We start from the raw sequence: 24,102 nt of genomic DNA, 5'->3' as shown, positions 1-24,102 counted from the left end.
AGCAACCCTTTATGTCCTAATATATAAATGAAAACCTTTCCCTTAATATTACTTACTAAACTCTAAGATAATTGTAAACTAGCTAAGATTTTCACCACCCTCAAAAATGGTTCTGTTAGCAATGCGCCCTAAGCCTTCAATATCCACCGTCACTACGTCCCCATCGCCTATATACCGTCGAGGATCACGGGCGTGTCCAACCCCGCCAGGAGTTCCAGTTACAATCACATCCCCCGGATCCAACGGATACAGATGCGTGATGTACTGAATAAGATCGGCCGGTTTAAACACAAGATCGCTGGTAGCAGCGCTTTGCATCTTTTCTTCATTCAGATACGTGTTCAGCCTCCCGCCAAGATCAAAGGAGTCTCTCGTGGTTAGCCAGGGGCCAAACCCTGCCGTCTTTTCCAAGGATTTCCCTTGGTGCCATTGAAGCGTTGCGTATTGATAATCACGGGCACTGTAGTCGTTCATCACCGCATACCCAGCGATATAGTTCTCCGCCTCCGAGGCTTTCACCCTGCGGGCACGCTGTGAAATCACCACAGCCAACTCACCCTCCCAGTCGAGGGCACCATTCGCCCACGGAGGAACCCGGACGTCGTCGAAAGGCCCGGTAAGCGCATCGGAAAATTTAATAAATAAGGTCGGGACTTCCGGCAGCGTGCGTCCCATTTCCTTGATGTGATTGGCATAGTTCAGCCCCACGCAGATGATCTTTTTGGGAGACGGAATAACCGCGTGCAGGTCTTGCAAGGAAAACCTCCACGATGCCCCCTCAGCTGATTCCGCTAGCTCGTGCCAATCAGGGTGGTGGAGCAACTCGCCGACGTCGGCAAAGCCCGGGATAGTTACGGCGAGATTCGCGCCTTCAATGCGCGCAGCGGTCGTCGTTCCTTGGGTTCTTATGGTTGCGAGACGCATAATGTTTGCTCCTTTGGGATCGTTTATTCCACGCTAATACGCGCAGGCGCCCCAGTCGATGGCATCAGGTACGGTACATTTCCCAGTAGGAAGTATTTGGAAGGAAAAACCGTGCGCACCGATCTGGTCACTCAAGGCATCGAGAAAATAATGGACGCCATCGCAGATGGCACGTTCCGCCCTGGCGACGCCCTTCCGCCGGAGACAAACCTTGCCTCCTACCTGGACGTTTCACGCCCCACGATGCGCGAGGTGGTGCGGACCCTAGCAGACCGCGGAGTCGTGGAGGTAGTCCATGGCCGCGGCACCTTTGTGACCCCCATCAACCAGTGGAATTATGTGCGCTCCCGCATGGACGTGATTTCGCGCAGCTTAGACCCAAAAACCATCGGAATTTACCTCACGGAAGTCCGACGCATGATCGAAGTCGGCTCATCGGGACTGGCCGCGGCCCGCGCCACCGAGGCGGATATTGAAAAGATGAAGCAGGCGCTTGCTGATTACGACGCCGCCACCGAGCGTGGCGACGTGGCAGCTACCACCGACGCAGACGTTGCTTTTCATACCGCGCTGCTTGAGGCCACGGGAAACCCCTTCGTCTCAGCACTCATGATCCCGCTGGCGGGTGCCTTAGCGGAATCGCGACGCAAGACCAATGCCGTGGATGAGGTTCGTAAGCGCGCGAGCAGGCATCACCATGCGATCTTAGATGCTGTTATCGCAAGAGATGAGCAAGCTGCCAAAGATGCCATGCGCGCACATATGACTCAAACCTTCGACGACATTTCTACGTTCTTACCAAGCTCGATGGATTAACACAGAGCCGATGCCCAGTCGGGCATAAACCAAATTTTTCCTACATTTCCTTGTAAAAGCTTGTCACCACGTGAGCTAGACCCTAGTCTGGGACACACAAGACCTCAGAGGTCTAGGAACTAAGTATCTCCAAGGAGTTGGGATGACCCTCTACCAGCTTTCGGAACTCACCGAAGGGTTCCCCGCACCGCTCAACATCCATGCCAGCACGGTCAGACAAGCAACGCCAGCGCATAGTGTGCTTATCGTTCTCGATGACGACCCCACCGGCACCCAGTCAGTAGCTCACCTTCCTGTACTCACCCGCTGGGAACAAGAAGACTTCGCATGGGCACTGGCCCAGGGCGCCCCGGCCATCTACGTCATGACCAATTCTCGGTCACTCGACCCAGATCAAGCAGCGTCTATCAATATCTCCGTCGCAGAGGCAGCGTATGCCGCCACTGAAGCTGCCGGGAAACGCCCCATCTTTGTCTCCCGTAGCGACTCCACGCTCCGAGGTCATTTCCCTTTGGAACCGGACACGCTTGCTGGAGTCGTCGAAAAGCATGAAGAGCCAGTAGACGGCTACATTATCGTTCCAGCATTCGGCGATGCGGGACGCATTACCGTCGATTCTGTCCACTACGCCGGAAACGCTGCCACAGGTTTTCACCCCGTGGGAGAAACTGAGTTCGCCCGTGATGCCACCTTTGGTTATTCCGCCTCCCGCTTGCCTGAATGGATTGAGGAGAAAACCACAGGCACCGTTCCAGCATCCGATGTTCTTCGCATTACATTGCACACAATAAGATCCGACGCCAACACCATCGCGGAGCAACTTCTCCAGGCAACTCATCGCCAACCCATCGTCGCTGATATCGTCGATGAGCATGATCTCCGCGCGCTGTCTTTAGGAATCCTGCAGGCAGAACGCATGGGGAAGCGATTCATCTACCGTGTGGGCCCACCCTTTGTACGAGCTCGCATCGGGCAGGAGACTCCCGAGGTGCTCAGCGCAGAAACAATCACGGCCTCGCGTCATGTCCCCGCCACCGTGCCAGGTGGGCTCATCGTGGTCGGTTCACATGTGCCCACCACCACGCGACAACTCAATCACCTGCTGCAGACCTCCTCCCCCACGGTCATCGAGTTAGACGTCCGCTCAGTGCTGGCAGACGATTCCGAGCGCTATCTTGACCGCCTCCACACCCAGCTGCTCCAGGCAATAAGGAAAGACAACGTTGTCTTCCACACCTCGCGCGAGCTGGTGACCGGGGCAACCGGCGAGGAATCTCTCTCCATTGCGCGCAAAGTCTCTCAAGCACTTGTCTCTGCGGTCAATCGCATAGTTCATGAGGTGACGCCTCGGTTTGTGGTTGCTAAAGGTGGCATTACGTCCTCAGATGTCGCCTCGCAAGGACTAGAGATGACCAAAGCAATGGTCATTGGCCCGATGCAACCGGGAATTATCTCGCTGTGGTCCACAGCAGAAGGCCCTGCGGCGGGTGTGCCTTACATCGTCTTTGCTGGAAATGTGGGCACAGACTCCTCGCTAGCCGATGTCGTTTCCATCCTCTCCCAAGACTAGCCCCTCACAAACACTACAAAAGGAACCGCATGTCTCTCATCATTACCGTTGTCGGCTTGGGCGCTATGGGACTCCCCATGGCCACCAACCTCGCCCATGATTTCACCGTCCGAGGCGTCGACGTTGCACAACCCCGCCTCGAGCTAGGTAAAGCCGCCGGATTGGATACCTTCCAGTCGGCACATCAGGCAGCCGCAGGAGCTGACGTGGTTTTGCTTGCTGTCCGCAATGAGGAGCAGCTTATCGACGCCCTCTTCGGCCAAGGCAACATCGCCGCAGCACTCAAACCCGGCGCGGTCGTGCTTCTGACCTCCACCGTGGGTATCACGGCCGTTGAAAAGGCGGCCACGCGGCTTGAGTCGCTAGGAATCGACGTTGTCGACGCCCCCATTTCCGGCGGACCCGTACGCGCAGGCAACGGGGATCTGCTTGTCACAGTGGGCGCCAAGCCCGAGGTGGTTGCCCGCATCAGGCCGGTGCTCGAAGCCATGTCCTCCCACCTGGTGATTGTTGGTGACCGTCCAGGCAAAGGACAAGCACTCAAAACCGTCAATCAACTTTTATGCGGAGTCCACATCGCAGCCGCAGGCGAGGCGCTAGCGCTAGCCGACCGGCTAGGACTCGATCCCAAGGCTGCTCTCGATGCCCTCATGGGCGGTGCCGCAGCCTCCTTTATGCTTGGCGACCGCGGCCCCCGCATGTTGGAAGCCTATTCGGAGGAGGGGCCCGAAGTTCGCAGCCGCCTCGATATCTTTGTCAAAGACATGGGCATTGTCACCGCCGCAGCAAAATCTGCAGGTATTGGTGTGCCGCTAGCAGCAGCAGCCGAACAGCAATATCTAGCTGGCCTGGCACGCGGGAAAGGCGCACACGACGATTCCACGATTATCCAGGTTGTCGCTCCTACCCAGGCGCATGAGACGAGGAGTAAACAATAATGACTGGTCTTTCTTTGCTGGTGCTCGGCGTAGTCGCCGTAGCCGTTCTACTCGCCCTGGTGATATGGGCTAAGGTTCCTGCTTTTGTGGCATTGATCGGCGTGTCCATAGCCACCGCTATTGCCGCTGGCATCCCGCTTGCAGATTCCGTTAGCACCGTGACCAACGGCGTGGGAAAAACCCTAGGTTCCGTGGCCGTTGTGGTCGGTTTGGGTGCGATGCTGGGGCGGATTATCGAGGTATCCGGAGGCGCCGAGGCAGTCGCGCGCTACTTCACCGATAAACTCGGCAGACACCGCATCACTGCTGCCGTGACCATCGCAGCCTTTATCCTCGGCATTCCGGTGTTCTTTGACGTGGGATTTATCATCCTGGCACCCATCGTGTTCGGCTTTGCCGCCGTAGCCAAGATCAACCCATTAAAAATCGGGCTTCCTGTGGCAGGTGCGATACTCACCGTGCACGTCACGTTGCCACCGCACCCAGGACCTGTTGCCGTGGCCGGAATCTTCGGCTCCGATCCCGGACTCATGCTCACCTTGGGCCTACCCATCGCTGCCGTGACCTGCGTGATCGGCTATTATGCCGCCAAGGTACTCAACCTAGAGTCAGTGGAACGCGGTCCCTCCCCCGTGGAGCTTTCCGACGCCTCCCCTAACCACCAAGCCCCTTCCCCCTTCGCGATCCTTGGCCTTATCTTGCTCCCCATCGTCCTCATCATGGTGGGCACCACCGGTGCGATGTATACCGAAAAAGGCACTGCGATTCATTCCTTTGTCAGCTTCATCGGATCCTCTCCTGTAGCACTCCTGATAGCAGTGGTCGTTGCGTGGTTGAGCATTGGCAAACAACAAAGCTGGAATCGCGAGCACTCCGCGGGTGTCTTGGATTCTGCGCTTCCTGCCGTGGCCATCATCATCTTTGTCACCGGTGCCGGTGGCGGTTTTGCCAATGTGCTCGTGGAATCCGGTATCGGCAAAGTGCTATCGGACATGCTTGTGGCAGCTCATATGCCTCTGATACTCATGGCATTCCTGTTGTCCTTAGCTTTAAGAGCATCCCAGGGGTCGGCGACCGTCGCTATGCTCACAACAGCGGGGCTCCTAGCCCAGCCGTTAGCAGAAGCCGGACTGAGCAGCATACAAACAACGCTCATCATGATCGCCATCGGTTTCGGCGCCATGTGCGTGTCCCACATCAACGACTCCGGCTTCTGGATAGTCACCAAATATTTAGGGCTATCTGTGAAACAAGGCCTGCGTACCTGGACGTTGCTGTCCACAGCCTTTGGCGTTGCCGGATTCCTCCTCACCGCGCTGGTGTATGCAGTGGTGTAGTGCGTGTTTAAATCGTCAATCGACCGCTGAGGGCGCGGGACAACGTCAGTTCATCGACAAACTCCAGGTCCCCGCCCAAAGGCATACCAGAAGCAAGACGAGAAACCACCAAGTCAGGGAAATCGCGAAGCAGTCGCGCAAGATACGATGCCGTCGCCTCGCCCTCAGTATTGGGGTCGGTGGCAAGAATTACCTCTGTCACCGTTGGGGTGGCGTCGTAAAGCGGTGCCTCAGGCGTAGAATCGGCCAGCTCCCGATCCGGAAGCACACCTCCGATGCGCTGCAACAACGTGGAAATGTTCAGTTCACGGGGGCCAATATTGGCCAGTGGATCTAGTGCACCGCCTAGCACATGGTAGCGGCCATTATATTCACCCGTTCGCTCAATGACCTGAATATCTTTGGGCTCCTCCACCACACAGATCATTCCGCGGTCACGGCCAGAATCCGCGCAGATACGGCACACCGACTCACGCGAGATATTGCAGCAAATACGACAAAAGGTTACGCCGTCGCGGACGGCCCCGAGAGCGTCCTGAAGCCTCGCAATGTCAGCGGGCTCCACGTGGAGCAAGTGAAAAGCGATGCGCTGCGCAGATTTAGGGCCCACGCCGGGGAGCCGTGAAAGCTCATCGATAAGGTCCTGAAGCGGTCCTTCGAACAACAGCTGCCTACCTTTTGTCGTTCCGGTTGTTTAACCATAAAACTATGGCACACAAAGAAGACCAGCCCGGCCAACGAAACTCGGACGAGCTGGTACTGAAAAAAGCCAATTCGCTTAGAACATGCCGCCAAGGCCGTCAAAGCCCTGGGACAGCGGTCCCATCTTCTGATCTGCAAGCTCGCCAAGCTTCTGATGAGCCTCAGCAAACGCGCCAACAATCAGATCCTGAAGGGTATCCACGTCTTCCGGATCCACAACCTTAGGATCAATGGTGACGCGGCTCACCATTCCGTTGCCCTGAATATCAACGGAAACAAGGCCGTTGCCTGCAGTACCAGTAACGGTGCTAGCGAGGATCTCGCGCTGCGCCTCCTGCAACTGAGCTTGCATCTGCTGCGCCTGTGCCAAGAGCTGGGACATGTCCGGCTGAGTCATGAAAACTGCCTTTCGCGTTTGTTTGCCGCCTCCCATAACGGAAGGCGATCGGTCAATGGGCCAGTGTACCTACTTCACTTCTGTGAAGCTCATACGGGGAAGCCTAAAGCTGGCGCGCGCCCAACTGCTCTGCGAGTAGATCCATCGCAACGGTTAAAGCATCGCGGTGATCACGGGTTACCGAGCCACTCGCGGCCTCGCGCACCATCTCCTCTTCCTCGTCATGATCTGGAACATTAGACGTTTCTACCGCAGGTGTTGGTTCCGAGGAACGGTGCCGTTGATACTTTGATCCCTCCTGCGAGGGCTGAGGTGCTCCCCCTGCGGGCTCTGGAAAACCTTCGTCGGCGGCATATCCATAAGGCTCCTCCGGCGGGGTCCAGTCGCCCGAGTCGGGGGCGCCAAAATCATCCGGTTCTGGTGGCAGTGGCACACCATCGGAAAATTCTGGGCGCGTTGCCCGCTCTTCTGCGGCTTGAGCACTACGCGCCACGGCCTCTTGCCACCGCGACTTTGGTTTCTGGGCCGGCGGTTTCTGAGCTGACGGCGCCTGGGCCGGCGGTGTTTGGATTGGCGGTGTTGCAGGCACGGGCTTAGGCGCAGCGGGAACAGCGTCTCGCTGCTCAACCTTGCGTACAGGCTGCTGCGATGCACCCTGCGGCGGTTGTTCCGATTGCTCCGACTTAGCCGGTGAATCATTCACCACGTCAGGCTGGCCGCCGAGTGGCGCGGGTTCTCCCCACCCCGTGGTTTGAGCCACCTGCGTCGGGGGTTCTGTTCGTGGTGCGCGCCGGGTATCTCCACCAATCGGCGCGGGTTCTCCCCACGTAGAAGCAGTAGGAGCAAGCTCAGCCGGCGCAGAGGGTTGCTCAGCAACAGGTGGCTGAGGATCTGGCTGCGCCACGTCTGGACGTTTCTCTTGCTCAGCAGCACTGCTTTCCGTGACAGCGGGCGCGGGAGCAACAGGTGCGGGAGCCTCTGGCTCAGACGCAGCTGGCTCCGGGGCCCAAGCCTTCTCTGTTTGAGGCTCGCTAAAACCCGCCGCGGCAGGATCCGTTCCCACAATGCACTCGACAGTGACGTCCCGCCCTAGTTCAGCGCGAATAACCTCCACGATAACGTCATTATTTTTAGCAAGATTCAGCCCCTGCGCGAGCGGCCCGGTGTTATGCCCCAGCACCAGCGTTCCCTCGCGCATTCCCAGAACGCACGATTCAGCGAGCAAGATACCTGCGACAGCGCTCTTCTTGTGCACCATCTTCCGCAACGTTGACCATCGCGCGCGCACGTCCGCGACAAAGGCATCGTCATTGCTTATCGACGCCCCCTCCGCAGCCGTTTCCACGTCATCCGAGGGCGCTATCGTAGGTGTCTGTGGCTCAGGCGCTGGCGTAGCTTTTTCCGCGCTAGGTGTCTCAGGCTTCTCCGCCACATGTTCTTTCTGTGGCTCTGGTTCCGGAACCGAGGCCTGCTTCTCCGCTTGCACTACTGGCTTAGGCTGAGGCTTCTCTTGTTGCACGGCCTCACGCTGAGCAACCTCCCGCTGAGCTGCTTCTTCCTGCGCAGCTTTACGTTGGGCAGCCTCACGAGCCATGCGGACAGACTTGCGCTCATACTTAGCTGGAATAGCAGCGGAAGCCCCTGGAGACTGCCCACCTGCGGGAAGGCCGGCAGGTTGCGCATTACCGGGAGGGGGCGTGAGAGCCGCACTGGCTGGGGCGCTAGGCAGCAGCATTTTTGCACAAAGAATCTCCAGGAGCAGGCGCGGAGACGTCGCCCCTTTCAAACCGCGAAGCCCATCATTGACCAATGCGGCCAAGTGGGCGACTTCGCCCTGATGAAAGTCTGCGGCTTGGGCGCGCATTACGTCCGCGCGGTCAGTGGGGGCGTCGACAAGCCCTAGCTCAAAAGCATCTGGCACGGCCTGCAGGACCATGAGGTCGCGCAGACGGTCAAGGAGGTCAGTGGCAAAGCGTCGTGGATCAAGTCCCGCCTCGACGGCAGAGTCAATGGTGGTAAACAGTGCGGCTTTATCTTGTGAGCTCAGTGCCGTGATGGCGGCGTCGATAAGCGCATCATCGGTGGCACCCAAAAGCAACCGCGCGGTTTCATAGCTCAGTCCCTGTGGGCCGGTTCCCGCGAGCAGCTGATCCAGGACAGACAGGGTATCGCGAGGGGAACCGCCACCGGCGCGGATCACCATGGGATACACAGAATCCTCGACTAGCGCGCCTTCGCTAGCCACCGTGGTTTCCAGCAGACCCCGCATCGACTGTGGGGTGAGCAGCCGGAACGGATAATGGTGCGTCCGCGAACGGATCGTGCCAATAACCTTCTCAGGCTCCGTGGTGGCAAAGATAAAGATCAGGTGCTCCGGTGGCTCCTCCACGATTTTGAGCAGGGCGTTAGCACCCTGAGTGGTCACCATATGAGCCTCGTCGATGATGAAGATCCGGTACCGCGACTCCGCCGGCGCATACATGGCCCGGTCGCGTAGCTCCCTCATATCATCGACGCTGTTGTTACTCGCGGCATCAAGCTCAGTGACGTCAAGGTTTCCTGGGCCATTGGGCGCCAAAGAAATGCACGAGTTGCACTTGCCGCACGGAGTTGAGGTAGGACCTTCAACGCAATTCAACGAACGCGCCATGATGCGCGCCGAGGAGGTCTTGCCGCAACCGCGCGGGCCAGAGAACAAGTAGGCGTGATTGATACGTCCACTGTCCAAAGCCACAGACAACGGTTGAGTTACCTGCTCCTGCCCCACTACCTCAGCAAATGAAGCGGGGCGATACTTGCGATATAAAGCCACTGTCCTAGCCTACCTACCGTGTCCAGTCCGACAGATCCACGCCCTCGTTACCTAGCGCTTGCTGTAACTCATGGATCCCGTAGGTTGTAGCGTAATCGAATTCATTCTGCGTGAGCATAATAAGCTGCAGCAACGCTGTTAGCTGCGATGGTTCCGAATACTGCGGCACCTGCCCTCCCCACACATACGGTGCCACAAATAAACCATGCTTAACCGTGCACCTATCTAGGGCATCCGTCATGCTCCCCAAAGCCGGCACAAGCTGACCCGGCTGCGCGGGAATAGAGCCGCCAACGTTATCCAAAAAGACAGCTAATCGACGCAACACCTGAACCCCCACCTCTGTTGGGAACTGCCCGACAGTAAAGATCTCGCTACGCACATCTACCTGGTCGCTGCCATCCCCCAAGGTAAGACCAGTATCCACCCCGTTGAAGTCGAGCGTGGTGGCCAATACCTGCTGGTCTCCCAGGTCCACAGTTCCTATATGAAAAGCCTCACCATAAGAGGTTTCCGGCAGATGGATCGTCATTTCACCGGGGATAATCCCGTCAATCCACACAGCCGTCTCTTCCAAGATCACTGCCTAGCCCACATCCCCTCGGGTTTTGTCATCCACAACACGGGGGTAGGAATCTCTCCTACCCCTATGTGAGGATACATCCCTAGGCGCGCTCTGCTAAGACCTTCTCCACAGCTGCAAGCAAAACGCAGGTAGCAAAGCCATCCATAGCCACTTCTAGCTCAGCGACTGGAGGAAGCGACGGTGCCAAACGAATATTCCGGTTCTGCGGATCGCGGTGCAACGGGAAGGAAGACCCGGCCCCCGTCAACGCAATACCAGCCTGTTTAGCCAGGTCCACCACCCGAGAAGCAGTCCCGTCAACCACATCGACAGAAATAAAATAGCCACCTACCGGCTTAGTCCACTCGGCAACCTGGTATTCCGCCAAGCGTGAATTGAGGATCTCTAGGACTCGAGTAAATTTCGGAGCAAGCGAACCCGCATGCTTGCGCATATGGACACGCACGCCCTCGGCATCTCCAAAAAATTGGGCGTGGGCCAGCTGATTAATCTTGTTTGGGCCGATACCCCGTACATCCGCATGCGCGCCATACCAGTCCAGATTCTCCTTGGAAGAAGCAAAGAAAGCTACGCCGGAACCCGCATGAGTGATCTTTGATGTAGAGCTCATAAACCAGAAGCGATTCGGGTTGCCAGCACGCTCAGCGAACTCCAGCACGTTATGCACTACTGGGAATTCATCAGTCAACGTGTGCACTGCATAAGCGTTGTCCCAGACAATGCGGAAATCAGGTGCTGCTGTCTCCAGCTCCGCCAATGCACGGCAGGTCTCCTCACTAAATGTGATTCCCGTGGGATTAGCAAAAACAGGTACTGTCCACATGCCCTTAACCTGCGGATCTTTAACCAGCTCACGCACCACATCAAGATCTGGTCCTTGGTCAGTCATGGGCACGCTGATCATGTCACAACCAAAATGTTCAGTGATGGTGAAATGACGGTCATAGCCGGGCACAGGGCACAACCACTTAACGGTCTCCTCGTCCTTCCACGGGCGCTCCGAATCATTGGTGCCAAAGGCATAGGCATAAGAAATCAGATCAAACATGATGTTCAGGCTGGACCCATCGCCTGCAATGAGATTCTCAACAGGAAGGCCCAGAACCTCAGCCCAGAGTTCCCGGATATCTGGGATTCCCTTTGAGCCACCATAGTTACGGCAATCAGTGCCGTCTTGAGCACGGAAGTTCTCGCCCGGAAGCGACAACAACGCATCGGAGAAGTCCAGTTGTTCCGAAGAAGGCTTTCCACGAGTGAGGTCCAGCTTCAGATTCTCTGCCTTCAGAGCCTCGTACTTAGCGCTAATATCCTCATGGAACTGTGCAAGGCGTTCGGCATCGAAATCAAGCAAAGACATGGATTTCCCTTTCCTCGGTGGGAGCTAGGTGCACAACATTGGGAGTGCAGGAACCGACCACCAATTGGCTATCCCGCACTGCTTAAAAGAATAGACATCCCCACGCATTTGGGCATCCTTTTGTGACGCGAACTTTTACCTCCCGCACTCCCCTACTTTCCACATATGCCAGGAGACTTGTTTGGAGCGCGTTCAATGCGACGTACACGCTTTACCTCTACAGCGCACGCACTTTTGCATCGCGCTTTCACTCAAAAGATGTTGTTTGAGCGGCAAAGGCTGGAGATACAAAAAAGGGGGACTCCGCACACCCGCCAGAGCCCGCTGACCCTTGCTGCATTCCTGCCCTGGGGGAGTTCACGGGATAAACGCCATGCGAAGTCCTGCCACATAGCGTAGCCCATACGTAGACCACCGCGCAAAGAAACCCCTACTCGGCAAGATTGGCAAGCACACATATGGTTTTATCATGCGATTTGTTAGTTCTTCACTGCACTGTGTATCATTTCCGGAGTAACACGGATTAACCGTGCATACGCTGGAGGATTCGACTAGCGGCCTATGTCACACGCCTGGAACGCGTGCGGGTTTCACGACCCTCGTGGGTTCAAATCCCACATCCTCCGCCATGCAACCCCAGTTCATTGAACTGGGGTTTTTGCTTTTTGAATAGGCATGGAAATCGGGGGGCCATTTCCGAGATCCGAGGCAGGCACAAACCCTCAACATAAAACGCATCGTTATAGGTGATACATGCAACGCTCGCTGCTTTCATAGTCAGCCACACCACTACCACCTCAAGCGACTAGTCCGTTTTATACTCAGTCAATGACCACATTCGATGTCACAGGAAAATTAGCGCTGGTCACAGGCTCAACACGCGGTCTCGGCCGTACACTCGCTGCGGGCCTCATCAGCGCGGGCGCACATGTGATTGTGCATGGCTCCGACAAGCAGCGCGCCGCCACGGTGGCGAAAGAATTGGGAGCTTATGGCGCAATCGGTTGCCCTCTGACAGACGCTCAAGCTACCAATGCCGCGATCTCAGAGATGCTGCAAGAGTACGGCACCCCGGATATTTTGGTGAATAATGCCGGAATTCAGCGTCGTAACCCTATCGAGCAGTTCGAGGACTCTGATTGGGATGACATCATCGGCGTGAATCTTTCAGGGGTTTTCCATGTAACCAAGCCAATTGCTGCAGCGATGAAGTCCGCTGGTCACGGCAAAATCATCATGATTGGTTCTGTCCAATCCCGTCTGGGACGCGCTACCATCGCACCTTATTGTGCCACCAAGGGCGGCGTAGCAATGTTCGCTCAGGGGCTAGCCGCAGAGCTTTCTCCCCACAATATTCAGGTGAATACGCTCTCTCCTGGGTACTTTGATACTGACATGAATGCGGCGTTAGTCGCCGATTCAGAGTTCACGGACTGGGTCTGTAAGCGCACTCCCGCAGGGCGTTGGGGCAACCCCCAAGAGTTGGTCGGCCCCTTGTTGTTCCTGGCTAGTGACGCTTCCTCCTTTGTCACTGGGCAGAATCTTGCCGTCGACGGCGGAATGACGGCGGTGGTCTAGTGATGACACAAGAACGTATGCAAGCAGCCATTATCAGCGGCGCTCACCAGTTGGAAGCCACGACTCTCCCCTGCCCCTCTCCCTCACCCGGCGAGGTACTGGTCACGGTCTCTTATGTGGGAATTTGCGGCTCTGATCTGCATTATTACCAGGATGGTGCGGTAGGCGCTTTTGAGGTTAAGCAGCCGCTGGTTCCGGGGCATGAAATGTCGGGTACTCTGCCAGACGGAACTCTGGTCACTATCCACCCTGCTACTTTTGGCACGTGCGTGGAAGGCATAGAGGATCACCCACATTTGTGGCCTCATGGGGCGTATTTGGGCAGTGCCTCTACATGGCCGCATACCCAAGGCGCGATGCAGGAACAATTGCTGGTGCGGGAGGATCAGATTCGTCGTTTGCCTGAGGGCGTCCCGCTGAAGCGGGCGTCGCTTGCTGAGCCTCTCAGCGTGGGTCTCCACGCCATCACCGTGGCAGGAGGAGTGGAGGGTAAGCATGTTCTGGTTTCCGGTGCCGGACCTATTGGTCAGTTAGCTGCCCTGGCGGCGGTGAGCAAAGGCGCTGCGGCGGTCACAATTTCGGATGTGGTGGATGGTCCGCTCGAGCGCGCTCACGAGTCTTTGACACGTGTGAATACTACGCGCACAACGTTGAGCGATGAGTCTTTTGATGTAGTTTTGGAATGCGCCGGCGTTCCGGCAGCTACCACTGATGCGCTTCGAGTGGTACGACGTCGAGGGGTTGTGGTCCAGGTAGGCATGCTGCCTAATCAGCCGGTTGGCATAAATATGGCCCCGTTGGTGTCTAAAGAAGTGCTCCTACGAGGCACTTTCCGTTTCCTTGACGAGGTAGACCAGGCAGTTGAAATGCTCAAGGATCCTATGTTTGACAGCGTGATTACTCACGAGTTCCCCCTCGCAGATGTAGTCACGGCGTTTCATGTCGCCGCCGACTCGCAGGTCTCTGGAAAGGTTGTGGTGAAGGTTTCATGAGGATCATAGTGATGGGTGTTTCCGGCTCCGGAAAAACCACGGTGGGCACGATACTGGCCCAGAAACTAGGAATCCCCTACTTTGATGGTGATGATCTCCACCCTCAAGAAAATATCGACAAGATGGCGCAGGGCATTCCGCTTAACGACGCCGACCGCTGGCCCTGGCTAGCACAAGTCGGGGAATGGCTCGCCCACCAGCCCGAGGGCGGAGTCATCGGGTGCAGTGCACTTAAGCGCAGTTATCGCGATCTGCTTCGCGAGCACTGCCCCACTGCCGTTTTTGTGCATGTACACGGTTCGCGAGAGGTGCTGCTTGCCCGCATGAATCACCGACAAGGGCACTTCATGCCCTCTTCCCTCTTGGATTCCCAGTTTGCCACCCTTGAGCCTTTAGAAAACGACGAAGTCGGCCGCGTCTTTGACGTGACCGACTCCCCGGAACAGATTGCTGATAGCGCAAGCGAATGGGTTAAAACGCGAGGCTAACTCCGTAGAATCCCAGAACGATGGCAAAGCCAACGGCGCCCACTAGCGCCTGGTTCATAGTCCAGGTTCGCAAGGTCGTGGAGACGTCCATACCCATGAGGCGTCCCACTAGCCAGAAGCCTGAGTCATTAACGTGACCAGCAAAGACTGAGCCTGCGGCCGAGGCCAACACCATCAGGGCAATCTGGAACTCATTGAATCCACCAGCTGCCACTGCGGGAGCCATCAGGGCTGCCGCAGTAGTCAACGCGACGGTTGCCGAGCCCTGCGCCAAACGCAGAATAGCGGCGACCAACCAGCATCCCACGATCACCGGCAGCCCCAGGTCAGACATCGAATCAGCCAATGCGCTGCCGATTCCGGAGGTGCGCAGCACCCCACCGAACATTCCGCCTGCGCCAGTAATCAACACGACGGAGCAGATGGGGCCGAGGGCGCCGTCGAGAAGCTTCTCAAGCTGCTCTTTCGGCTCACCGCGACGAATACCCAAGAAGTACAGCGCGATCAGCGTGGAAATCAGCAATGCAATCGGCGTATTGCCCAAGAACTGCAGCGTACGCACTGCTGCCGAGGTTTTCTCCACCCAGCCTGAAGAAACCGCCATGCTCATCCCGGTGTTGCCAAAAATCAGCAGCATCGGCAGGAGCAGCAACGCCACCACTAACTTAGGCGATGCCGGGTTCTTAGGATCAGCAGCCTGCGGGCCGCCCGCCAGAATATCCGGTACCGGCAACGGGTACTTAGCACCCATTTTCTTGCCCCACCACAGACCAGAAACCAGCCACGTGGGGATAGCCACCAGCAGACCAAGCAGCATCACAAGCCCGATGTCCGCACTGTAGAACTCAGCTGCGGAGATAGGACCCGGGTGCGGGGGCAGGTAAATATGCATCACCGAGAACGCACCGGCTGCGGGAATACCATAAGCCAGCACGGGGCCATTCAGGCGACGAGCCACTGCAAAGATGACCGGAAGCATCACGATCAAGCCGGCATCGAAGAAGATGGGGAAACCCATCACCAACGAGGCCACACCCAGAGCAAAGGGGGCGCGCTGCTCACCAAAACGAGCAACCAGCGTCTCTGCCAGGCTCTTTGCACCACCCGAGGTCTCAACGAGCCGACCAAGCATCGCACCCAAACCAACAAGCAGCGCGACGGAAGCCAGCGTGCTTCCAAACCCCTTAGTCATCGTGGACACGATTCCGTCCAACGGGATACCAGCAGCAAGCGCAGTCAGGGCAGAAACAACGATCAGCGTGAGAAAAGCATGCAGTTTAAACACAATGACCAGGATCAAGATGAGCGCAATTGCGGCAGCCGCAATCCCCAGCAGGGGGCCAGCGCTCAGTGTAGGAACCCAATCTTCCATTGGTTTTCTCCTTGAGGGAAGGTAAAAAGACCACCTAAATGTATGCCCTCCGCGCTATTTCGAACAAAAGGGGTACGAGAGTACAGACTTTTGTTTCTCAGCTACCCCCAACTTCCCAAGCCTGCATTTCCATGGACATAGACCCTCATACCGCACGCACAGAGGCATTTTGTCTATGGAAATGCAGGCTTGAGGTTAGATTATGCAACAAAAATGGGGGTGTTCCCTCACGCTCACCTAAAAATGTAGGGCTCGCTGGGTAATGTTTTGGGATCAAAGTGCCCTAAGAGCTCCGTGAGAGTCTGCCCCTTAAGGCCCAGGGAGTCCGCGATGCGCGGCAGCACGTCGGTCATCTCACGGAATGTCACCGCCCCGTCCCGCTTGGCCAGACGCTTGCCTTCCTCATTGAGCACAAGCGGAACATGGATGTATTCGGGGCTTGGGTGTCCAAGCAGATGACCCAGATACGCTTGACGAGGGGCGGAAGAGAGGAGGTCGTTTCCACGCACTACCTGATCAACGCCCTGCGCGGCATCATCGACGACCACCGCAAGGTTATAAGCCCAATCCGGTTGCTGGCCGCCGCGGCGCAAGATCATGTCATCCACATCCCCTACGATCTCGCCGGCATAGTAGTCGTGGATGCGCCAGGTGGTGGCGTCGGCACGCAAACGTAATGCAGGCACACGGCCCTGCGCCGCAAGCTCTTGCCGACGCCGCTCCCGCGCTTCAGGCGCGAGATTTCGGCAGGTGCCGGGGTACTGGCCGGGGATGCTATGCGGTGCACGGGAGGCTTCTTGAATATCCTTGCGCGAGCAATAGCACTCATAATGAGGAAGCCGCTCCAGCGCCGCGAGGTAGCGATCATAATGATCGTGCTGGTAGGTGGGTTCTTCATCCCAGTCGAGGCCAAGAGCCGCAAGATCCTCAAGCTGCCGCTGAGCAGACTCCAATGAGGAGCGTTGGGTGTCCACGTCCTCGACACGAATCAGGAATCGCCTGCCCGTGGAACGCGCGAAAAGCCACGCCAACACAGCGGTGCGCAGGTTACCAAAGTGCAGGTCACCGCTGGGGCTCGGAGCATACCTACCCGCGGGCATAGTAGCGACCCATGAACTCCGCTTTGTATTCCTCGTAGGTGCCGTTATCAATGGATGCGCGAATATTATCCACAAGCTGCACCATAAAGGCCACGTTGTGCATCGTGCACAGTGTTCCCGCGAGAAATTCCTTCGCCTTCAGCAGATGGTTGATGTATGCGCGAGTGTATTCCACGGTAGGACCACCGAACTCTGCATCAATGGGAGTGAAGTCGCGCTTGAACTTAGCGTTGGTCAAATTCATGCGTCCATCCAGGGTGTACACGCCACCACGACGCCCCAAGCGAGTGGGTGCCACGCAGTCGAAGGTGTCTGCCCCGGCCTCAATGGCCGTAAACAGATCGTCCGGTTCACTGATCCCGAGGAGGTGGCGAGGCTTTTCCTTAGGGATCTCGTCGCAGACCCAGCCGACAATGGTGCCTAGGTTTTCCTTCTCCAGCGCACCACCGATGCCAAACCCGCCAAATCCGCGACGCCCCTCAGACTCAGCCTTATCGCTCAATTCCAGCAACCCGCGAATAGCCTGCCTGCGCAAATCCTCATACTGAGCCCCCTGGACTACGCCCCAGAGCGACTGTAACGGCTTGCCCACGCGCTCGTTGGTCAGGCGATCATGCTCGACCAAGCAGCGCTCCGCCCACCGGTGGGTGCGAGCGACCGAACTTACCTGGTAGTCGCGCGTATCAATCAAGGTTGTGAGCTCGTCAAAGGCAAACATGATGTCTGCCCCAAGCCCATGCTGGATCTGCATGGAAACTTCAGGGGTAAAACGATGACGAGACCCGTTGAGCACGCTGCGGAAGTCCACACCGTCCTCGTCCACCTTGGCCATGCGCTCGCGCTTCTTCGCCCGGATATCGGCTTCTTCATAGCCCTTAATATCCATGGCCAAGACCTTTTTAAAGCCCACGCCCAAGCTCATCACCTGGAATCCACCCGAGTCGGTGTAGGTGGGACCATTCCAGTTTTCAAACGCAGCGACACCGCCGGCCTCATCCACCACATCATGCCCCGGCTGCAGATACAGGTGATACGCGTTGGACAGGATCGCCTGGGCGCCGGTCGAACGAATCTGCGGCGGCGTCAGTGTCTTGACCGTTGCCTTTGTAGCCACTGGGATGAACGCGGGCGTAGCAATATCACCGTGCGGTGTATGGATAACACCAGTGCGGCCATGCCGGCCCGGCTCATCATACAGTTCAGTTTTCAGCTCAAAGGTTGTGTCCATAGCCTGCTAGTTTAGCTAACCCACCACGCAAACTGAGACTCGCGCCTTCTATGCGCCCTTGTCAGCTGTCTGCCGTGCGGAATGCTCCCGCTCCAAAGCTGCACCCTCAACGTCAAGGCGTGGCAGTATCTTGTCCAACCACCGAGGGATATGCCATGTGCTGCGGCCCATGATGAACATAGCCGCTGGGACAAAGGCCATGCGGATGAGGAAGGCGTCGAAAAGCACTCCTGCGCCCAACGCGAACCCGAAAATTTTAATAAACGGCAGAGGTTGGCCAATAAAAGCAGCAAAAACAGCAATCATGATGAGCGCCGCGGCCGTGACCACCCGAGCACTAGAGGCAAACCCTTCCACGATCGACTCTTCCACCGCGTTATATCTGCTCTGTGAGCTGGCTGTTCCTCCGCTATGGGTGTAGTGCTCACGCATCGCCGAGACAAGGAACACCTGATAATCCATGGCCAGACCAAAGCACACGCCAATCAGGAAGATCGGCATAAACGCGATGATCGGTCCCGGCGTAGAGACAAATCCCCATAGTCCTTGCTGCCAGAACAGAACCGTGACACCAAACGCCGCGCCCACAGACAACAAGAATCCCAGTCCCGCGACCATAGGCACCCAGAAACTACGGAAAATCACCATTAGAAGGACAATCGCTAAGCCCACCACAATGGCTAGATACAGCGGCATCACGCCGGAGAGTCTGTTGGTCACATCCTGCTGAACAGGGACTAGACCCGTGATACCCGACTCAACACCCGTCGCCGACTCAACCTCCTTTTGCTGGATAAGCAGCGAGTTTATGAGCTCTTTAGTGGCATTATCTTCCGGCGAGGTCTTAGGCGTAAGAAGCAGCTGAGCGGCCAAACCGTCCTGCGATAGCCCCACAATCTGAACATGCTTTACGTTCGCATTGACCGAGTACTTCTGCACTATGTACTGGTAACTAGCGTTTGCTGCTGCTTTACGACGAGACTCCTCATCCGTAGGATTCTGCGCCCGGATCAGTGGATCCAACGCCACCGACTCCGGATTTGCCTGATGCGCATCCACTACCACAAGGAATGGCGAGTTAATGCCCGGACCAAATGCCTCCGCCATAATGTCGGCTTGCTTACGCTGAGTGGTATCAAACTCAGACTGGGTATCCGAAGGCAAGGACAAATGCAGCTGAAGAGCGGGCAACGTCAATGCACCTAGACCAATCACGGTCACGGCGATCACCACGCCAGGCACTTTGTGCACAAACTCCACCCAGCGTCGGCCCATAGTCCGTTGTGGGGCGACGCGCGTTTTTTTACGCCAGCGGATTTTTCCCTTAAACACCTTGTCACCCAGCACGCCTAACAATGCTGGTACGAGGGTGAGCGCAATGAGGACAGAGATAAACACAGTAAACGCTGCAGCAAATCCCATATAAGCAAGAAATGGAATATTAGCCACGGCCAAAGCCACTAGTGCAATGATCACAGTGAGGCCGGCGAAGACCACGGCTGATCCGGCTGTTCCCACCGCCATCCCTGCGGCTTCCTCACGCGTTCGGGTCAGTAGCTCACGCCGATAACGGAAGATAATAAACAGGGAATAATCGATTCCCACAGCTAGGCCAATCATCACGGCCAAGACCGGCGTCACATTGTTAAGCGACACCCACGCGGTGGCCAACGTAATGGACAAAGATCCAATACCCACACCAATAATGGCGGTAAGAAGCGGCAAACCCGCAGCTACAAGAGCCCCGAAAGTGACCATCAAAATAATGGCGGCTACGGCCACACCGACGACTTCCGAGGTGGAACTGATAACGATCGGGTCGCCAAATCCTGCCCCACCGGCCTCTACCGTGAGTCCCTCCGAACGCCCCACGTCAAGCGCCGCATTGATCGCAGCACGTTGTTCCTTAGTCACGTTTGCCGGCAGCGGAACATCCAATGAGAAGGTCGTATATCCCACTGCCCCATCCGCGGAGATCAGGCTTAAGTTCTCTGCATCTTTACGAGCAGTCTCCTCAGGGACTCCATTAGCCACCATTTGGTCGATCACGCCCTGCTGCAGCAGAGGATTCAGAGTCACGGGGTTGCCGTACCGTTGCGTATCCACAATCCCCTGAAGATTCTCATTGAGGTGCGCCAGCACATCATCAATGGCTTTCTTATTCTGGGGATCCTCAAGGCGCTCACCTTCCGGCGCCTTAAACACGATGTTTACGCCGGTACCCTGCAGGGGATTTTTTAACTCGGGAAAGTTCTTAAGGTAAAGCTCCGTCGCCTTTTTGGCTGGCGTGTTGTTGATTGTAAACAGGTCATTAAATCCCGCTTGGAACGCCACCGCTGAACCACCCACGGCAGCAAGCAAGACGAGCCAGACTGAAATAACCAACCACTTAGCCCGAAATGACCACTTGCCAATTCGATAGAGCAGTTTTGCCACCGACGAACTCCTAACCAGCACACGCCCACACGAATCGACCCCCGTGAAAGCTTCTTTATCATTCAACTGTACCGGTGCTTCCGCCGCTCAGAGCATAAGCATGCGCCTTTTCCGAACACAGAAGCGGGTTTTCCTAGGGCTCAACGGGCCCGTAGGCGCGCTATGTGTCGTTTTTGAGAACGCTAGCGGGTGTTCAGTGCGCAAACTACCAGGTCGCGTTTTCTAGCGTTCTCAAAAACGACAATTGTGGGCTAAGTAGCAAAAAGAAAACCCCAGTTCAATGAACTGGGGTTTTGGCGGTAGCGGCGGGATTTGAACCCGCGGTTGGGGGTTACCCAACACTCGCTTTCGAGGCGAGCACCTTCGGCCGCTCGGACACGCTACCGCGATTTACAGTAGCCAACCGCTTAGCTCTAACGCAAACCCTCAAAAAATTGGGTCATCAAGGCGGCGCATTCATCCTGAAGAATTCCGCCACGCACCTCCGGCACGTGCAGCGCAGCAGGGTCTCTGACCACGTCAAAGGCTGACCCACAAGCACCAGTCTTGGGCTCATAGGCACCAAAGAAAATTCGACCAATGCGCGCCCCTACCAATGCACCCGCGCACATAGTGCACGGCTCCAACGTGACGGCAAGGGTGCAGTCAGTGAGTCTCCAGCCATCGCCATGATTGGCGACCGCCTCGCGAATCGCCATGATCTCAGCATGACCCAATGGGTCCTTATCCGCTTCCCGCCGGTTCACACCCCGCCCCAGCACCTCACCGTCAGGGCCAAAGATCACGGCGCCAACAGGAATATCTCCCGGGGGCGTGGCCTGCGCCTGGATGATGGCTTGACGCATGAGGGATTGGGCGTCGATAAGCATGCGGTGTGCGGGCAGGCTCACAGCGCGTCGTCGAGTTCCTCGTCGCAGCCCAGCTCCTCCGCGATTCGCTGAAGCTGCTCCGAAGCCCACCAATCTGTCTCATCTGTGACCACAGACATAATCTGTTCGCCCACGCCAAGGTCCGCAAGAATATCAAAATCACCCTCAGCATAGGGGGCATCGTCCGCATCCGGGAGATCTGCATCCAGCTCATCCAAGATCTCCGACGCAAAATCATCCTCCACGGCAGCAGTCGCATCAGAGATCAGTAAACGTACGCCCTGAGGGGTGGGACGTACCAGCACAAAATAATCATCATCCACGCTGAGCATGGCAAACGCAGCCCCCTCCGCACGTAAAGAACGCACAGCGTTAATGGAGGTCTGCAGGGAAGAAAAATCGTCCTTAAAGACGCGGACCTGCCAGGCGGCGTCTACGCGCGCAACCGTCACAGCGAAATCTGACTTCATACCGCATAACCGTAGTCGGGTATGCCACACTTGTCAGGTGACCATCAATGAAGTTTCTCGCCCCGTCTGCATCCTAGGCCTCGGACTCATCGGAGGCTCTTTACTTCGCGCGCTTAAAGACACTGGCCTGCCAGCCTTCGGTTTTAACAGATCCCCCTCCGCCGCCCGTGCCGCCGAGAAAGAGGGCTACGACGTCCACTCCGATCTCGTAGAAACTCTCCAGCGGGCAGAACGCAAAAACGCGTTGATCGTCCTTGCCATCCCCATGCCAGCAATTGATTCCCTTCTGGAGGTCATGCAAGAGCATGCGCCTAGCTGTGGGTTCACTGACGTGGTGAGCGTCAAGGGTGAGGTCTACGAGCTGGTGTGCGCACGTGGGCTCGCCCACAAATATGTGGGTGGGCATCCCATGGCGGGAACCGCCAATAGCGGCTGGGAGGCCTCCTACCCTGAGCTATTCCGCCGTGCACCGTGGGTTGTTACTTTTGATCATGCATGTGACGGCGCGGACCCGGAGTGGATTCAATTGTGGACCGACGTGGTCAATATGGCGTCCAGCGTAGGAGCTGAGGTTATTCCATCACGTGTGAGCAGCCACGATGCAGCGGTCGCACGTATCTCGCACCTGCCGCATGTCTTTGCGGAAACCCTCGCAATCGTCGGAGACAACGGCGGCGCCCTCGCGTTATCCCTGGCAGCGGGAAGCTTCCGCGATTCCACACGAGTAGCAGGTTCTGCCCCCTCGCTGGTGAGAGCCATGTGCGAAACCAATTCGGAGGCCCTGTTAACTGCGCTCGATGAGGCCCTCGTGCTGCTTAACGATGCCCGCGCACATCTCGCAGAAAAGCGCCCCAGCCTCGAAGAACTCGTGGACACAGGCTACCGCTCACGCATTCGCTTTGAAGCCCGCTCAGGCGCGAACGCACCAGAAAGTGCCGGGCCGACCAGAATTTCTCACCGCCCCGTGTTCCGACTACAACCAGGTGCGCGCGATTGGATCAGTCAGCTGATCCAGGCAGAAGGATTGGGCGCACGAATCGAAGTGTTTTAGCCGAGTAAAAGAGGAAATGTCGTTTTTGAGAACGCTAGCGGGTGTCCGGTGTGCAAACTACCAGGTCGCATTTTCTAGCGTTCTCAAACGACAAAGACGCTATTCTGTCGGCTTAATCCAGATCCCAGTATGACCCCCACTTCCAGAAACCACGGCGCCACATCGGCTCTTCATTAATTTCCGGCAGGGTATTCGGCAGGATTTTCGGCGCACACTCCACCGCGGTTTTGATCTGCTCAACAATGATTCGCTCATGGTCAAATACGCATCGAGCCGAGTACCGAAGTACTATAAAGCCCCTTAGTGCAGCGTCATTGGCTTTCCAGCGATCGATTCGGAATTGCGTACGGTTTTCCGCCATAAGGCCATGATGCGCATAGCCATCAACCTCGATGAGTACATTTCCCACTTTTATGTCCCACCGATAATCCCCGATCAGCACATTATTGGTGCACTGTAATCCTGCACCACGCAGCGCATAGATGAGGTTCTTTTCAGCTGGAGAATCAGTGCCTACCGCCGCTTGAGCAATGAGTCTTCTTGTTCGATTGGGAAGCTTCCGCGTAGTATTTTCAAGCCTCTCAAGGCCATTTTTTCCTTTGTAGGCTTCTTCCAATAATTCGATCGCTGCTTCATCTTCCATATACGCGACTGCGAAAACTGCCGAGTGTAAACACAGCCCCATATAGCCATAGCTGTCCGTGCTTCTTACCCGATGAAACCGGACAAACCTGGTACTTTTCACACCTCTCGTAGTGGCTACATGCAGTGGAAACGTCACAGGCTGCTCTTTATACACGTGCAATTGTGTTGGGCCAGTAATCATCATGCCTTGCCACGTGAGTTCTCTCAGCAACTCGGCTGGGTCAGGCACGCCCTCCCAGTAAATTCCAGCTCCGATTTTATGTAACTTATTTTTTAATACTCGGTATTGAAGAACACGAGCAGATTCATTCCCCCGATAAACCCCCATAAGGCATGAGCATAGCCTGGGTTGTCGTTTTTGAGAACGGTAGAAAGCGCCTCCTGTGGATTTACTCCCACTACAAGCTCTAGCGTTCTCAAAAACGACAATTCTG

22 protein-coding genes, 2 tRNA genes and 1 other RNA gene are annotated in these 24,102 nt (G+C 56.5%); 9 read left to right on the top strand and 16 right to left on the bottom strand.

Annotated features, from left to right (window positions below; all coding sequences use genetic code 11):
* Window positions 1-78: 78 nt before the first annotated feature.
* Window positions 79-924: a fumarylacetoacetate hydrolase family protein gene (locus tag CULFRC11_RS00985; protein WP_038620288.1), complete on the bottom strand. Its 846-nt coding sequence runs from the start codon at window positions 922-924 to the stop codon at window positions 79-81.
* Window positions 925-1,035: 111 nt separating this feature from the next.
* Between CULFRC11_RS00985 and CULFRC11_RS00980 the strand changes: the two genes are divergently transcribed.
* The 4 genes from CULFRC11_RS00980 to CULFRC11_RS00965 all read left to right on the top strand — a co-directional run bounded on the left by CULFRC11_RS00980 (window position 1,036) and on the right by CULFRC11_RS00965 (window position 5,585).
* Window positions 1,036-1,740, top strand: coding sequence for a FadR/GntR family transcriptional regulator (locus CULFRC11_RS00980; protein WP_023634937.1), 705 nt, complete (start codon window positions 1,036-1,038; stop codon window positions 1,738-1,740).
* Between the two features lie 142 nt (window positions 1,741-1,882).
* Entirely contained in the window at window positions 1,883-3,310 is a 1,428-nt protein-coding gene (locus CULFRC11_RS00975; RefSeq protein ID WP_023634936.1) for a four-carbon acid sugar kinase family protein, read from the top strand.
* A 29-nt stretch (window positions 3,311-3,339) separates the two neighbouring features.
* Window positions 3,340-4,248: an NAD(P)-dependent oxidoreductase gene (locus CULFRC11_RS00970; RefSeq protein WP_023634935.1), complete on the top strand. Its 909-nt coding sequence runs from the start codon at window positions 3,340-3,342 to the stop codon at window positions 4,246-4,248.
* Complete coding sequence (locus CULFRC11_RS00965) at window positions 4,248-5,585, top strand: GntP family transporter (protein ID WP_023634934.1); 1,338 nt, start codon at window positions 4,248-4,250, stop codon at window positions 5,583-5,585. Before CULFRC11_RS00970 ends, CULFRC11_RS00965 begins: the two co-directional genes overlap by 1 nt.
* A 7-nt stretch (window positions 5,586-5,592) precedes the next feature.
* Here the strand turns inward: CULFRC11_RS00965 and CULFRC11_RS00960 are convergent, their stop codons facing one another.
* From CULFRC11_RS00960 to ffs, 6 genes are all read right to left on the bottom strand, one after another.
* The gene (locus CULFRC11_RS00960; protein ID WP_013910599.1) at window positions 5,593-6,249 is read right to left on the bottom strand and encodes a recombination mediator RecR; all 657 of its coding nucleotides are present in this window, start codon (window positions 6,247-6,249) and stop codon (window positions 5,593-5,595) included.
* A 114-nt stretch (window positions 6,250-6,363) separates the two neighbouring features.
* On the bottom strand, window positions 6,364-6,684 hold the full coding sequence (locus tag CULFRC11_RS00955; protein ID WP_014835791.1) for a YbaB/EbfC family nucleoid-associated protein: 321 nt from the start codon (window positions 6,682-6,684) through the stop codon (window positions 6,364-6,366).
* A 103-nt stretch (window positions 6,685-6,787) separates the two neighbouring features.
* Window positions 6,788-9,496, bottom strand: a complete 2,709-nt coding sequence (locus tag CULFRC11_RS00950) for a DNA polymerase III subunit gamma and tau (RefSeq protein WP_023634933.1) — start codon at window positions 9,494-9,496, stop codon at window positions 6,788-6,790.
* Between the two features lie 13 nt (window positions 9,497-9,509).
* Window positions 9,510-10,079 carry a suppressor of fused domain protein gene (locus tag CULFRC11_RS00945; protein ID WP_023634932.1) on the bottom strand — a complete coding sequence of 190 codons (570 nt, stop codon included), beginning with the start codon at window positions 10,077-10,079 and terminating at the stop codon, window positions 9,510-9,512.
* An 82-nt stretch (window positions 10,080-10,161) separates the two neighbouring features.
* Window positions 10,162-11,439, bottom strand: coding sequence for an aspartate aminotransferase type Ic (locus CULFRC11_RS00940; RefSeq protein WP_023634931.1), 1,278 nt, complete (start codon window positions 11,437-11,439; stop codon window positions 10,162-10,164).
* A gap of 291 nt (window positions 11,440-11,730) precedes the next feature.
* An RNA gene (gene ffs, locus CULFRC11_RS10970) (signal recognition particle sRNA small type) lies at window positions 11,731-11,827 on the bottom strand.
* Window positions 11,828-11,979: 152 nt separating this feature from the next.
* Between ffs and CULFRC11_RS00935 the strand changes: the two genes are divergently transcribed.
* The 4 genes from CULFRC11_RS00935 to CULFRC11_RS00920 all read left to right on the top strand — a co-directional run bounded on the left by CULFRC11_RS00935 (window position 11,980) and on the right by CULFRC11_RS00920 (window position 14,497).
* Window positions 11,980-12,068, top strand: a tRNA-Ser gene (locus CULFRC11_RS00935).
* A gap of 199 nt (window positions 12,069-12,267) precedes the next feature.
* Window positions 12,268-13,017 (top strand): SDR family oxidoreductase, encoded by a 750-nt coding sequence (locus tag CULFRC11_RS00930; protein WP_023634929.1) that lies wholly within the window; start codon window positions 12,268-12,270, stop codon window positions 13,015-13,017.
* A gap of 17 nt (window positions 13,018-13,034) precedes the next feature.
* A complete protein-coding gene (locus CULFRC11_RS00925; RefSeq protein ID WP_031269886.1) occupies window positions 13,035-14,009 on the top strand; it encodes a zinc-binding dehydrogenase in 975 nt (324 codons plus the stop codon).
* Complete coding sequence (locus CULFRC11_RS00920; RefSeq protein ID WP_023634927.1) at window positions 14,006-14,497, top strand: gluconokinase; 492 nt, start codon at window positions 14,006-14,008, stop codon at window positions 14,495-14,497. The genes CULFRC11_RS00925 and CULFRC11_RS00920 overlap by 4 nt, the downstream gene beginning before the upstream one ends.
* On the opposite strand, the gene CULFRC11_RS00915 is transcribed toward CULFRC11_RS00920, so the two are convergent.
* The 7 genes from CULFRC11_RS00915 to CULFRC11_RS00885 all read right to left on the bottom strand — a co-directional run bounded on the left by CULFRC11_RS00915 (window position 14,481) and on the right by CULFRC11_RS00885 (window position 21,972).
* Entirely contained in the window at window positions 14,481-15,869 is a 1,389-nt protein-coding gene (locus CULFRC11_RS00915; RefSeq protein ID WP_023634926.1) for a GntP family permease, read from the bottom strand. The genes CULFRC11_RS00920 and CULFRC11_RS00915 overlap by 17 nt on opposite strands.
* A gap of 233 nt (window positions 15,870-16,102) precedes the next feature.
* On the bottom strand, window positions 16,103-16,969 hold the full coding sequence (gene gluQRS, locus CULFRC11_RS00910; protein ID WP_023634925.1) for a tRNA glutamyl-Q(34) synthetase GluQRS: 867 nt from the start codon (window positions 16,967-16,969) through the stop codon (window positions 16,103-16,105).
* Window positions 16,956-18,197 (bottom strand): tRNA guanosine(34) transglycosylase Tgt, encoded by a 1,242-nt coding sequence (gene tgt / locus CULFRC11_RS00905; RefSeq protein ID WP_014525213.1) that lies wholly within the window; start codon window positions 18,195-18,197, stop codon window positions 16,956-16,958. The genes gluQRS and tgt overlap by 14 nt, the downstream gene beginning before the upstream one ends.
* Window positions 18,198-18,245: 48 nt before the next feature.
* Window positions 18,246-20,633, bottom strand: coding sequence for an MMPL family transporter (locus tag CULFRC11_RS00900; protein ID WP_023634924.1), 2,388 nt, complete (start codon window positions 20,631-20,633; stop codon window positions 18,246-18,248).
* Between the two features lie 294 nt (window positions 20,634-20,927).
* Window positions 20,928-21,018: transfer RNA gene (locus CULFRC11_RS00895), tRNA-Ser, on the bottom strand.
* 28 nt (window positions 21,019-21,046) lie between these two features.
* The gene (locus tag CULFRC11_RS00890) at window positions 21,047-21,502 is read right to left on the bottom strand and encodes a nucleoside deaminase (protein ID WP_031269869.1); all 456 of its coding nucleotides are present in this window, start codon (window positions 21,500-21,502) and stop codon (window positions 21,047-21,049) included.
* Between the two features lie 17 nt (window positions 21,503-21,519).
* On the bottom strand, window positions 21,520-21,972 hold the full coding sequence (locus CULFRC11_RS00885) for a tRNA adenosine deaminase-associated protein (RefSeq protein ID WP_031269868.1): 453 nt from the start codon (window positions 21,970-21,972) through the stop codon (window positions 21,520-21,522).
* A 37-nt stretch (window positions 21,973-22,009) separates the two neighbouring features.
* Here CULFRC11_RS00885 and CULFRC11_RS00880 point away from each other — a divergent pair, with 37 nt between their 5' ends.
* Window positions 22,010-23,023 (top strand): prephenate dehydrogenase, encoded by a 1,014-nt coding sequence (locus CULFRC11_RS00880; protein WP_038620283.1) that lies wholly within the window; start codon window positions 22,010-22,012, stop codon window positions 23,021-23,023.
* Window positions 23,024-23,135: 112 nt separating this feature from the next.
* Here CULFRC11_RS00880 and CULFRC11_RS00875 read toward each other — a convergent pair whose 3' ends face one another.
* Window positions 23,136-23,897 carry a putative endonuclease domain-containing protein gene (locus CULFRC11_RS00875; RefSeq protein WP_230478237.1) on the bottom strand — a complete coding sequence of 254 codons (762 nt, stop codon included), beginning with the start codon at window positions 23,895-23,897 and terminating at the stop codon, window positions 23,136-23,138.
* A gap of 44 nt (window positions 23,898-23,941) precedes the next feature.
* Complete coding sequence (locus CULFRC11_RS11350; protein ID WP_155245795.1) at window positions 23,942-24,088, bottom strand: hypothetical protein; 147 nt, start codon at window positions 24,086-24,088, stop codon at window positions 23,942-23,944.
* Between the last annotated feature and the right edge of the window lie 14 nt (window positions 24,089-24,102).

It is taken from the genome of Corynebacterium ulcerans (assembly GCF_000767685.1).
Taxonomy (GTDB): Bacteria; Actinomycetota; Actinomycetes; order Mycobacteriales; family Mycobacteriaceae; genus Corynebacterium; species Corynebacterium ulcerans.
Note: the sequence above shows the minus strand (reverse complement) of the source record. Positions and strands in the feature narration are given on the sequence as shown.